Annotated in this window: 8 protein-coding genes and 1 tRNA gene; 5 read left to right on the forward strand and 4 right to left on the reverse strand. The window is 67.3% G+C overall.

Features of this window, described 5'->3' with window-relative positions; genetic code table 11:
• Positions 1-118: 118 nt before the first annotated feature.
• From ACGF3I_RS25345 to ACGF3I_RS25355, 3 genes are all read right to left on the reverse strand, one after another.
• Positions 119-1,636 (reverse strand): hypothetical protein, encoded by a 1,518-nt coding sequence (locus ACGF3I_RS25345; RefSeq protein WP_393135717.1) that lies wholly within the window; start codon positions 1,634-1,636, stop codon positions 119-121.
• A gap of 134 nt (positions 1,637-1,770) precedes the next feature.
• Positions 1,771-6,021 (reverse strand): AAA family ATPase, encoded by a 4,251-nt coding sequence (locus tag ACGF3I_RS25350; RefSeq protein WP_393135719.1) that lies wholly within the window; start codon positions 6,019-6,021, stop codon positions 1,771-1,773.
• Positions 6,018-6,914, reverse strand: coding sequence for a nucleosidase (locus tag ACGF3I_RS25355; RefSeq protein WP_393135721.1), 897 nt, complete (start codon positions 6,912-6,914; stop codon positions 6,018-6,020). The genes ACGF3I_RS25350 and ACGF3I_RS25355 overlap by 4 nt, the downstream gene beginning before the upstream one ends.
• A 235-nt stretch (positions 6,915-7,149) precedes the next feature.
• Between ACGF3I_RS25355 and ACGF3I_RS25360 the strand changes: the two genes are divergently transcribed.
• The 5 genes from ACGF3I_RS25360 (at position 7,150) to ACGF3I_RS25380 (ending at position 10,998) form a co-directional block, all read left to right on the forward strand.
• Positions 7,150-7,689, forward strand: a complete 540-nt coding sequence (locus ACGF3I_RS25360) for a hypothetical protein (protein ID WP_393135723.1) — start codon at positions 7,150-7,152, stop codon at positions 7,687-7,689.
• A gap of 737 nt (positions 7,690-8,426) precedes the next feature.
• Entirely contained in the window at positions 8,427-8,759 is a 333-nt protein-coding gene (locus ACGF3I_RS25365; protein WP_393135725.1) for a hypothetical protein, read from the forward strand.
• Between the two features lie 13 nt (positions 8,760-8,772).
• Positions 8,773-10,293 (forward strand): helix-turn-helix domain-containing protein, encoded by a 1,521-nt coding sequence (locus tag ACGF3I_RS25370; RefSeq protein ID WP_393135727.1) that lies wholly within the window; start codon positions 8,773-8,775, stop codon positions 10,291-10,293.
• Positions 10,294-10,866 carry a helix-turn-helix domain-containing protein gene (locus ACGF3I_RS25375; protein WP_393135729.1) on the forward strand — a complete coding sequence of 191 codons (573 nt, stop codon included), beginning with the start codon at positions 10,294-10,296 and terminating at the stop codon, positions 10,864-10,866.
• A gap of 58 nt (positions 10,867-10,924) precedes the next feature.
• A tRNA-Met gene (locus tag ACGF3I_RS25380) sits at positions 10,925-10,998 on the forward strand.
• 158 nt (positions 10,999-11,156) lie between these two features.
• On the opposite strand, the gene ACGF3I_RS25385 is transcribed toward ACGF3I_RS25380, so the two are convergent.
• The gene (locus ACGF3I_RS25385) at positions 11,157-12,152 is read right to left on the reverse strand and encodes a hypothetical protein (RefSeq protein ID WP_393135731.1); all 996 of its coding nucleotides are present in this window, start codon (positions 12,150-12,152) and stop codon (positions 11,157-11,159) included.
• Positions 12,153-12,188 lie beyond the last annotated feature (36 nt).

Raw genomic sequence — 12,188 nt, forward strand, 5'->3', positions numbered from 1 at the left:
CGCCGTGCGTCGCTGAGTTCGTCTGAACAGAAGCGTGAGTGCCAGAGCCCGTAGCGTCAGGAGACGTACCGCCTGGCCTGCTCTTCATGTCCATCGTGCGTCTTTCTTCTCGGCTACGTCAGAAACTGCGGCGCGTGGTACGGAAGCTGGCGAGCAGGCGAGCAGCGAGCTCCTCGGCGACGCTGTCGCTCTTGGCGTTCAGCTCCTTCATGGTGAGCGATTCGTCCGGGTGGACTCGCAAGAGGTCGTGTCTCATCGGGAACTGGGCCGTGCTACGGGGCAAGCGGCTCATGGCGTCTTCGCTGACCATGGCGGCTGGATCGATACCGATACCCAGGGCGACGGACAGCGGGTCGGGCAGTGGCAACCTGAGGAGGAGAGCCAGCAGCCGGGCGATCTGCTGGGGCAGCTCAACCCGGTCGAGTACGGCTCCCATGTCGTCGTGGGGGAGCGGCTGCCATGCGGAGCGTTGTCCTGTGCGCAGGACTGCCAGTCCGGTAGTGCCTTGGCCGCCGCCCGCTGTGGTCACCAGAGCGTGCTGGTCGTCGGCAGCTGTATCGAGTAGCTCGGAGAGAGTGAAGAAGCCGTCTTCCCGGCCGGTGCGAATGAGTTGGTCACCGAGCCGGGCCAGTCTACGTACCTCAATGCGGCTGCCGGAAGGGACCGGGACGAGATGGATCTCCAGGGCGGCCGCACTCGTGCTGGAGGGTGAGTTGTGGCCCGTTCTGCGCCAGTTCACCTCGACGGCATCGGCCATCGGCTCCCACTGGGGGCCCGAGCCGTCGGCCGTTGGCCGCCTACCTCCGTTGTGCGGGGTGCGCGCGGTGCCGACCTCCGCGGAATTGGCGGCGGGATAGGCGTTGGAGGCCGAGGTCGAGTGTGTGAGCGCCGTGATCACGGTGATGGCGGCTGCGGCGGCGTGAGCGGCTGCCTGGGGCTGGCTTCCTCCCACGTCCGCCGTGTGCTTGAGGCCGTCGGCCTTGTCGCTGATGCCGCGGATGGTGAGGGCCTGCAGTTGGTCGGCGAGGTGTGCCGCGCGGGCGAAGCCGGCGCTCTCCATCTCGATCGCCACCGCGTCGTTGTACGTGTGGTGTAGTTGGGCTGAGAGCGCACTGTCGGCTGAGTTGAGTACGACGTCGCCGGAGGCGATGGGCTTGAGGTGCACAGCGGGCGGGCGCGGTGGCCGCTGGCTGCGGATGTGCGAGGTCCACTCGTCAGACCGCAGGGCATGACGGGCGGCCTGTTCAAGCCGGTGGGAGGCGTCCCAAGCGTTCGGGCGGGCCAGGAACTGGGCGGGGTCCTGCTTGCCGCCCTGATAGGCGTAGATCTTGGTCGCAACCACGACGTCACCGAGTTCGACGCCGTCCTTAAGACCTCCGGCGACTCCGACGAAGAACAGGGCGGCCGGCTTCAGCCATGAGTTAATCCGCTCGGTGAGGGCGGCGGCATTCGTGTTGCCCTCACCGACCTCGGCGATCGCCACCCGCCAGGGCGTACCAGGCAGCGAGCCCTCCTCGATCCTGGTCCCCGCCTCGTGCTCGGAGCTCTCCAGGTTGGTCAGGTGCACGCGCACTGCCTGGTACTCCAGAGGAAGTGCGGTCAGGACCACCACACGGGGGTTGTTCGGTTGGGTCAAGGCAGATTCCTTGTCGCTGTCGGTGAGGGAGCCCTGGCGGCGGCTGTAGATCGCGCTTCACGGCTGAGCATCGCATCAGGGCAATGCCTGTTGCCGGGGCCTGAGAGCCTGGGCGAGGTTGGTGCCTGTGTGGGTCATTCGTCCAGCCGTTGCAGTGCTGGGGCACTCGGGTGTTGTGTGAGGGCGAGGCCGTCGACCACCGCCCGATAGTGGGGGCGGGCAGAAGGGGTCACCTCAGAGCGGAGGTCCTGCAGCCATTCGACAAGCAAGAACCCTGCCGAGTCGACTGCTCCGTTGCTGTTGACGCAGAGTTGCCGGACCCACCGCATACCTGGCTCGATCTGTTCATGGATCGGTTGTGCCTTGAGGAACCCGACGAGATTGTCGATGGCGAACCTCTCCGTGCCCGCGGAGGTGGTCCAGCTGTCGATCAGGTCACGCAGAGGGCCCAACGTCAGCCACGTGCGCCGGGCCCTGGCCAGCGTGCTGTCCACATGCAAGTCCGCGCTGGACGGCGTGGGGTTGGGGACCAGCTCTTCCATCAGCCGTTCCTGGTCTCCGAAGCGGTCAACCTGCTCGGTAGACAGTGGGCGGGTCAGAACCGATTCCATGATGTGAGGCCAGACAACGCCGAGAGTTTTCGCCAGCTCGGGACTGTAAGTGGCGGCAATCTTCAGGCCGTGCAGGAGATGGCTGAGCGCCGCGGGGGAGACCGTGAGCGTGTCCACGAAGCCGGTCATCACCGTCGGCTCTTCGGCACCGCTACGAAGGAGCGCTTCCGCCACCGCACCATGCTCTTCTGAGTGCCGGTGGTATCCACCGTCGCCCCAGACGCAGGCCGCGCGCGCATAGGCGTCCAGAACGGGGGCTCGTACTGACCGTGCATGGGCCGTCCTGCAATGCTGCAGGCGGGCGGCCTCAAGGATCGCAGGCAGCGCCGTGCCTAGGACGGGGAGCGACAGCTCCTCGCCGGTCAGCTGGTCCAGCGCCGCCGCAGGCGGGCGCAAGGACTCTGAGCGAGAGGCAAGGAGGCTGTTGGCGTCCTCGACCACGAGACGGAGGCTGGCTTCGACGGCCTCCCACGCCACGGCATGGTGACATGAGCGCACTGTGGCCGAGCACGGGGCGGACCACAACGGACGCAGCCCTTCGGCGGCGTAGGCCCGCACCTCATGGACCGGGTGCGCGCTACACCGCAGGACAGCTTCACGGATACGCCCGACACGCTCGGCGCCAAGAGGGGCCGTGGCCAACAACGCGACCGTCGGCAGAAGGCTGCGTGGTAGTGCGAGGGCCGCCTGACGGCTGCCCTCCCAAAGCTGGATTGTGTCAGACACATTCGCATCGAGATGCGCAGGGGAGTCGAGGATGACCTCCGTCAGAAGATCGACCGACCAGCAGAGTTCCTCGACCGCCACCAGGGTTCCATTCGCCGCCGCGCACACGGCGGCCGCAGCAACCGCATACACGCTGCCGAGCCTCTGTGTGCTGCAATCCGCGTGGTCGAGAAGGCTCCGTGCCGTCTGGAGGTCGCTCGCCAACTGGCTGGGTTCTGTCAGCGCCGACGGACCGATGCGGCCGGGAAGATCCTGGTGCAGCGCATATCGGTTGAGCAACTCATACTGCTTGGACGTGAGGTCCGACCGGCCGCGGCGCCGCTCAAGCTCCTGCCGGATGGCCTCGGACGGTTGTACCTCGACGGCCGCCTGACCGCCGTCTCTCACCAGAACGAAACGTTCACAGTCCAGGTGATCGGCCCAGAATCTGAGTGTCAGGTCATCAATGACATCGGTCGCGGCTGAACGAAGCCGTTCTGCAACGGCCTGCAATCGTGCCGCGGCCGCGTTGTCCCCACGTCGTTTGGCATAGATAACCAGAGACATCGCCACCTGGGCGGGGGAGAGGTTCAGGTGCTCCTCGCCCGGGAGCTCGTTACTCCTGCGGAACATCATGTCGGCGACGGTGCGACCGTTCTCAAGCTCCCAGACCAGGGGTGAGGCCAGGAAGCCGTCCAGCTCGTCGCTGATCTCGTCCAGATGCCGTACCAAAATGCCGTAGGCGAGGCCGGCCCCGGCCACGGTCCCCACCCGTCTGAGTACCAGTTCCGCAGCCCTGCGAGCTGGCATGACACGGCCCTGGACCAGCTGGTCCAGCCAGCGGTCGAGAGCCATGAGGGCGCTCATGCACGGCTGCGGGCCGTTCAGGGCGCCTCGATACCAGGACCAGGCGTCCCCGCGGCCGGGATACTCGCAGTCTCCCGTTCCCAGGAAGTCGCCACGCAGAGCCGGGGCAGAAGCGCTGTCCGGATCCGGCTCGTCTCCGCTCTTGTACCGGTCCTCCGGCCGGACGGCGGCAGCCAAAAGTGTGCTGATCAGCTCCATGCAGCGCACGGGATCCGTCTGCAGCAGGGAGAAGAACGGCCCCCGCCACCAGGCAGCCTGCCCTTGTGAGCGGATGCCGAGGTACTCATGCCTTCCCACTGAACGGCCCCGCACCTCACCACGCAGACGCAGCGGGTCCGCCGACGGCGCGTAGTAGGCCGCTGCGAGCTCCGTGAGCAGCGCCGGGTTCGTCGTGGCGAGGCACCGGGCAGACCCGCCACGGTCCACTGCCGGCATCAAAGTGTGGGCGCGTTCGCGGGCCAGCCGTCGCAGCAGGGTGTCGGCGGCGTCGTCCCGATCCGCACCGAGCAGTGCCAGCGCCTCGATGAACGCGGGCGGGGGGAACTTGGGCACCGATCGAAACATCGCCTCGCGCAGTTGGACCCGCACCGGCCGGTAGTCCGGAACGCCGTCCCCCAGGATCTCTTGTTCGGAGACACTCCGCAGCCACGTCACCACGAGCGTGTCGCACGGCTCGCTGCGGTAGTCCGTGAAGACGTCCGTGTGCTCTGCCAGCCAGGCGACGACCGGGGCCGCGACGAGCGGCTCGCCATCCTCACCGAAGCGCAACGTCACGCAGCGCAGCAGCTCGCTCAGAAGCTCGGGGCGGCGCACCAGGTCCTCAGTCAGTGCGGCGAGAGCCTCGGCGCACCACCCTGAGGACAGCACCGCCTCCCAGGGAACCTCGTTCCACCGCGATCCGTGCGTGGCCGCCAGCTGCTTGAACTGCTGGCGCACCTGGTTCCACCGCGTGATGAACCCTCCGGCCACATCCGCCCCGGACCGCAGCCTGATCTGGCAGAAGATACGGCTGGCGCGAATGGCCCACCGCGGCCCGTGGAGGTCCAGCAGGGACAGGCCGTCGTCCAGCAGCAGACGCTTGGTGGTGGCGTAGTCCCGCAGTACATCGTGGGCGAAAGCGTGCTCCTCGTTCGAAGTCGCCGACGACTCGCCGAGCGGAGCGAGGATGCCGTCGGAGCGCAGTGAAGCCAGTGCGGGGCCGGGGAGGGACGGTGTGCGGCGGCCGGTCAGCCGTCCTTCTGCCAGAGAGACGAGCGCCGCTCCGCGGTCTTCGGGCACTACCCCGTTGGCCATCCGCTGGTTGTTCAGCACGAACGCGAGCCAGACATGGGTGTAGACCTCGGCCTCACTCGCCAGCTGAGCAGGCAGTGCTGCGCCCCGCCTGACGGAGCGCAGTAGCAGATCGATGAGGGCGAGCCGGCGCAGCAGCCAGCGTGATCGGGGATCACTGGCGAGCCGTGCCAACTCCGGTGCCGAGGCCAGGATCTCGGTGATCTCCCGGTCGTCCAAGGACGGCACGATGACTTCGCTGACATCTGTGCATCCAGCCCGGTCCAGCAGGTCCCGGAGAGTGTCCGCCGCGTCGTCCCGGCTGACCAGAACGGCGGTGAGCCCGGCACCCATCGCTGCCTCCACGGCTTCCACGACGAGGTTTTCGAGCCCCTCCTGAGCGGCTTCAGCACCATCCAGGACCAGAATTCCGTGAGGAGCAGATGCTTTCGATGTGCCGTCCTGGGCCCCGAGTGCGTGGATGAGTTCGTCCAAGCCGCCCGCGTACGGGGACATTGCCGGTGCAGCGGCCGCCAGGACGTGTACGGACCGGGTGCGCAGTTCGTCGATGGACCGCAAGACCAGGGCGGTCTTGCCGACACCGGGTTCCCCTCGGACGAGGAGCACATGACCTGCCTGGGCCGTGCTGAGGGCGTCGGTCAGGGAGGCCAGCGGAGTCTCACGTTCCATTGCCAGTACCTGGCCCGGAGCGATGCTCAACGTGCCGGGAGTGCGCCGCAGACTCCTCTCCCATTGCGTGAAGAGCCGCTGCGCATCAGGTCCGAGGAAGTTGTTGATGATCTGGTTGCCGTGCTGGACGGCGTTGACTGTGCCACCGGTATCGGCGCTATTGGTCTGTGTCATCGAAAGGTCTTTGACGGGGTGCGGATTTTCGGGCTGCAGACCATTGGCCTGCTCGTCGCCCCCGTTCACCGCTCGGTCGCTTGCGACCCGTGATGGTTGATGGTGAGCGAGCCGTTCTGAACGGCGTTGACCACACCCTTTCGGTCCGCCGTGTTGACCTGTGTCAGCCCTTGCACCGCCGCACCATCAGATGTGCTGGAGCCCTGCCCGTCGGCACCGCCTTCACCGACGCCGAGGGGAAGGGCAGCGAGGGCAGTCATCGCCGCTGCTGCGGCGTGGGCCGCGGCGACCCCCTGCATACCGCGAGCATCGGCCGACGCTTTCGCGTCGTCCGCGTAGTCGCTGATGCCCCGGATCGTCAGGGTCTTGACTCCGCCGATAGCGGCCGCCTCGGCCAGCCCTGCGCTTTCCATCTCCACGGCCACCGCATCGTTGAAAACACGGGTGAGCCGCTCACGCAGCTCGGAATCCATCGAACTCAGCAAGGTCTCACCAGCTGCGACGGGTTTGAAGTGCACCGTAGGCGGACCGTCTGACTCGAAGGCTCCCGCACGGACGCGGCCGGTCCACTCGGTTCCGCGCAGCGCATGCTTCGCGGCCTGCAGCAGATCGTGCGAGGCCGCCCAGGCCGCCGGGCGTGCGAGAACCTCGTCGGATACGTGCTTGGCCCCGTCGTACGCATAAATCCTGCTCGCGACCACGACATCGCCCAATCTCACGTCGGGCTTCAAGCTGCCTGCTACCCCGACAAAGATGATTGCCCGGGGTGTGAACCGAGTCCTTGCTTGCTCGGCGATCACCGCCGTCGGCCGGTTCCCCGGTCCCACCTCCGCGAGAACGACCTGACGACCCGAGCCTGCGACCTCACCGGCTTCGAACCATGTTCCCTCGTGCACCACTCGACGCGGATTGATGAGGTGTGCACGCACAGCCTCGTACTCCAGACCGATAGCCGTCAGCACAACGACCGGATTATGTAGACCGAACTCACCTACGAGCAAAGGATGTTCCCCTCACAACCGCAACGTCTGCTGAGCCTACCGCCGCCTCACCGCAGCCCCGTCCCACCCTCGGCGCCGCTCTCGAGTTGATCAGCCCGACCACATCGGAACGGCCTCTGATTTCCTTCCCACCACTCCTTGGCGGGTACAGAATTGGCCGTCGACGCACCTTCGCCCCGAACCTCTAGGACCAGGCGTGACAGCTACAGATGACATCACCATTGGCAAGCTGCTCCTGGCTGAGTACGACAGAGTGAAGGAAGAACAGAAGACCCGGATAGGTTTCCGGGACAACCTCCTCTACGTCACCCTGGCCGCGATGGTGACGGTACTGATCGGCACTGCCCAGACACGCCACGCCGAACTGCTGCTGGCACTGCCCGCCGCCACGTCCGTCCTGGGGTGGACATACCTGGTCAACGACGAGAAGATCAGCGCGATCGGCCGCTACATACGGACCGATCTCGGGCCCCGTCTGAGCGCACTCGCAGGGGAACCGGAAAGCCTCTTCGGGTGGGAGGCGGCGCACCGACGCGATACCCGCCGGGCCCAGCGCAAGGTAATCCAGTGCGCGGTGGATCTCACGGCCTTTGCCGCGGTACCGCTGGCGGCTTTGACTGTCTTCTGGGTCTACGGAGCGGGCGCGGCCGTCCCGCTTGTCATCTCCCTGCTTGAGGTCGTGGCCGTCGCCGTTCTGGCGGTCCAGATCACTCTTTACGCCGAAACCGGGCCGTAGTGTGCCTTCTCGTTCATGGTGAAGCTGTGTTCGCGGCCTGGCCTGTGTAGATGTAGGTAGCTGAGAGACGCTGAAGCGGACGTTCAATAGCGCTTGGCCTGCACGGTGGGAGAAGGCTCCATCTGGAGTGAGGGTTCCTGGGTCGGGTGGAGGCTGATCCGGACTGGCTGTGTTCGGAGGTGTCCGTGGCGCTCGGCGGGTGGCGAGGACTGAGCGTTCGCGGGGAGGGCGGGAGTTCGTGCGCAGGGCGCGGGAAGCGGACTGGGGCAGGCCGCCGGGGCCCGGAGCCACGGGGGCTTCGGGATCTGAGTGGGAAGCGTGCGCACGGGCCTCCGCCTGCCGTCGGGCTGGCGGAGGGCGGAGGCCCGAGGGCTGGGGCGGGGGACCAGTTGGCGCCGGAGTGTGTTACTTCGCCGGGCCGGGCATGCACCCGGATTCCGAGTTTGTTCTGGCTGCCGCACTCGCTGCGGCGGCGGATGCCCCAGGCGTCGGTGAACCGGATGTGGGTCAGCTCCGCGCCGGTCGCGCAGCAGGTGGAGCAGGTCTCGGTGTGGATGCCGCGCGGTGCTTCGTCGTGCGCCATCGTCATGGACCGGGTCTCCTTCGTGTCGAGGGTCGGAGTGGTGAAGCCGTTCTGGAGTCAATTGAGTTGGTTACTTCAGAACTTGTTGCGAAGTTAAATGTTGGGTGGTAACTTTGCAACAAGTTGAAGAGTTCAGGTTCTGGGAGGTGGACAGGTGTTGCAGATCCAGATCGGTCCCGAGCGTGAGGCGGACCCCGACGACATGCTCGGGCGGTCGACCATCGGATGGCGCCCCGGCATGAGTGAGGACGAAGTCTGGGAGGTCAGTCGCGGCATCTGGAAGTTCAACGCCGACCGCGCTCTCGCCCAGGACGAAGTGCAGATCATCAACGCCGAGGGCACTGTCCTCGCCGTTGCGACGATCACCGGGATCTCCAAGCACGGCGACCGCTACGCCCTCCAGGGAGAGCTGCTGCGCGGCGACGACCGTGTCGGCCGCGCCACCAAGAGCCCGCACCTGTCCCGCAACCCCGTCACCTACATCTGAAAGGGAGGTCCCGGTGAGTGACTTCGACGCGATCGACTCGCTCCTCGCCTCCGTCGGCCCGCAGACCGACCTCCCGGACCCCGAGGCCCGCCGCGCCTTGCGCGAGCAGGCTCAGCTGTCCAAGGCGCAGGTGGCCCGTACCCTCGGGGTGAGCCCGTCCACGGTCAGCGCCTGGGAAGTCGGCCGGGACCCGGTCGGCGAGGTCCGCGTCAAGTACGCCTACCTCCTGGACGGGTTGAGCGCCAAGCTCGCCACCGACACCACGCCTGAAACTGAGCCAGCGGTGGAGTCCGCTGTGGCCGAGCCGGTCGCAGCGGATGCTGCCGCTGCGGCCGGGCCCGCTTCCTTCGAGTTCGAAGGCGGGGACGAAGTCGAGGTACTCACCGCGCCGGAGCCGTGTGTGCTGTGCGGGCGTCCGGCCGGACAGCGGGTGGAGGGCTTCGCCCAGCACCTGGACCCGGCCGGATGCCAGGGCGGCACAGTCGAGGCGCAGCCGGCCCCGGTAGCCGGCCGGCCCGCTCCGGCCTCGAAGCTGTCGGAGCGGGCCAAGGGCCCGGCCCGCCGGGCGTTCCAGGAGCCGTCAGGCCCGGTGGGCTTGATTCATGCGGCGGTTGAGGGAGCGCTCGCCGAGTACCAGGGCGCCGTGGAAGCGGCCACCGCGGCGCTGTTGAAGAAGGCGATCCCGGACGCGATGCGCCTGCTGGACGAGACCCGCAAGGGCGCCCGCTACGACGTGATCGCCCATCCCTGGATTCCCGGCATCCTGAAGAAGCAGACCTCCCGGGGTGCGGACCAGATCTGGGAGGCCCGCCCCAAGTGGACCCGCGCCGAACTGCCGCCCGGCGTTCATGAGGTGACGGCACTGGACATCAACGGCGCCTATCTGTCTGCCCTCAAGACTCATCTGCCGCTCGGGCAGCTCGAGCACACCACCGGCATGCCGCATGACCGCCGCCGTGCCGGAGTCCACCTGATCACCCCACCCGCCTGGGAGCACGGCGCCGTGCTGCCCAACCCGATCGGCGAGCGCGACGAACCCGGACCCCTGTGGGTCACCGAACCCACCCTGCGGCTCCTGCTGCGCCTGTCAGGCCCGAAGTACGGGCTGTGCGAGGCGCCGGAAGTCCACGAGTCCTACACTTCGGGGGCGACGGAGAACCTGCTGGAGAAGTTCCGCATCACGCTCAAGGACGCCCGCGACACCGCCATCGCCGACGGTGACGCGGTCACCCTGGAGTACGTGAAGGCGATGTACGCGAAGTTCGTCTCCACCATGGGGGAGTCGAACTACAACCGGGAGCTGTACCGGCCGGACTGGATGCATATCATCCGCTCCCAGGCCTTCGCCAACCTCTGGATGAAGGCGCTCAAAGCCCACGACGAAGGACTCGCTGTCGTCCGCGCGATGGGCACCGACGAACTCCACGTCATCGGCGACTGGCGCCGTGTCTTTCCCGAAGGCCGCGGGGTTACCGAGGTCAAGGTCAAAGACCTCTACACCGCGGGCACCGACACGATGGGGGAGGAGCAGTAGATGCCGGAGAGGAACAGTGACTTCGGAAGGTTCGGCGCGAGCGGCGTCAGGGGAAGCGAACTCGTCGGGCGGAAGCTCGACGACCTCGCTGGCGGCATCGCCACCCCCGTCACCGCGAAGCGCGGTCTGATGGCGCGCCTGAACTATCTGACGAGGTCCGACCACGCCCGTCAGGCCGCCAGGGATGCCAGGCTGACGGTGACTGACCGCACGCTGAAGGCGTGGCTGGAGGGCAAGCGCCACCCCTCGGCGAAGAACCTGAAGAAGATCGACGACGCCTACCGGGTGGTGCGCCGGCAGAACGTGGCCCGGCACCTGCTCAAGCGCCTCAACGCGAACGGCGGCACCAGGGTGGAGATCCACCCCCTCAACCAGTCCGGCGTAGCCCGCCCGCTGCAGCGCGACGTTCCCTTCCGGCACATGAACGTGCGCCGCTGGGACCGGATCGTCGGCGCGTGGGCGGCCGGTGACCACCACGGCTTGGACGCGGCCTGGACCGACGACATCCTGCCTGATCTGGGATCCCAGTACGGAGCGTACGAGTACTGCACCAACGTCGGCTTCGCTGCATAGCCCCCGGCCGGAGGTGGTCTGTGGACCTCGCAGGATGGCGTACGGTTGGCTTCACCGACGCGGGGTGGAGCAGCTCGGTAGCTCGCTGGGCTCATAACCCAGAGGTCGCAGGTTCAAATCCTGTCCCCGCTACTGCCGAGCAGGGTCCGGATCCTCGAATGGATCCGGACCCTGTCGCATTTCAGGGGTGCCCGCCAGATGCGGGCCCGAACGTGTGCGAGTGCCCCGGCACGGCGTGCGAGCGGCCCGCGTACTCGTCGGTGGTGAGAGCCCGGCATCCGCGCTCTGCGTCACCACGCCTCGTCCATCGTGCCTGCCGCGGGCAGATCGAGGTAGCGGGCTGCGTCGTGCAGGATCTCCGGTGTGATCGCCTCTGTGCCGTCGAGGATGGCGATCTGCGCGGCCATGCTGAGCAGCGGTGTGAGGTTCTCCATGAGCCCGTCGGTGATGTCGTAGAGCTCTTCGGCGAGCTCCAGGAGGCTGTTGGGCCGGTGGTGGCACAGCTGGAGTCTTCCGTCGAAACTGGCCAGGGCGCGGGGCCATTCGTCGGGGTGTTCGGGGCTGCGGGGCGGTAGCCGGTTGACCCACAAGGTGGGTACGGACCGCTGGCGCAGCGGTGCGGCGTCGCTTGTCCGGCACAGGGCGGGGAAGCGGGCGGTGCGTGCTTCGCGGAGGATGTCGCTGGAGCCGATGCCGCTCCAGAAGACCGTCAGGCTCAGTTCGTCCGCGAGGTAGTCGAAGAAGTCGAAGGTGGGCTGCAGGTCCTCGGTGCGCAGCCGGTCGATCCCGTCGACCAGGCACACCTCTACGTGGTTGGTGCGCATTACGTGCACGGCGGGCCCGGTGAAGTCCTTCATGCGCTGCACGGGCCGGCTGTCGGTGTCCGAGCGGTAGAGGTCCCAGCCCAGGAACGTGGCAAGGGCGGCGGACCAGTCGGCCGGGGTGCCCGGGTTGGGCGGGGCGTTGAGGCAGATCACCGGGATGCGGGTGTCGTCGATGCCGTGCAGTTTCTCGCGGCGCCCTTGGTGGCCCATGCCGATGTGGTGCAGCAGCGTGCGTTTGCCTGTGCCGCGGTAGTCGCTGTCGATGGCGATGTGCGGGCCGGGTTGGCGGCGTTCGCCGTTTCGCCGCAGCATCCGCCGTGCGAGGAGCAGTCCGCGCTGGATGTCGGTGGTCTCGACCAGGCCGAGGTCGGCGTGGTAACGGACGCGGGGATCGTTCTCCCTTTTCTCCCCTTCCTCCTCGCTGTTGGCGGAGGAAGGGTCTTCCGGCGGCAGCGGAACCAAGGATGGGAGCTTGGAGGACGGTTGCCGCAGGCGGGT

It is taken from the genome of Streptomyces sp. NPDC048111 (assembly GCF_043202815.1).
In the GTDB taxonomy this organism is placed as follows: domain Bacteria; phylum Actinomycetota; class Actinomycetes; order Streptomycetales; family Streptomycetaceae; genus Streptomyces.

Coding starts and splice junctions, on each gene's coding strand:
- ACGF3I_RS25375 (WP_393135729.1), top strand. CDS start 10,294: ATGCCGGAGAGGAACAGTGACTTCGGAAGGTTCGGCGCGAGCGGCGTC.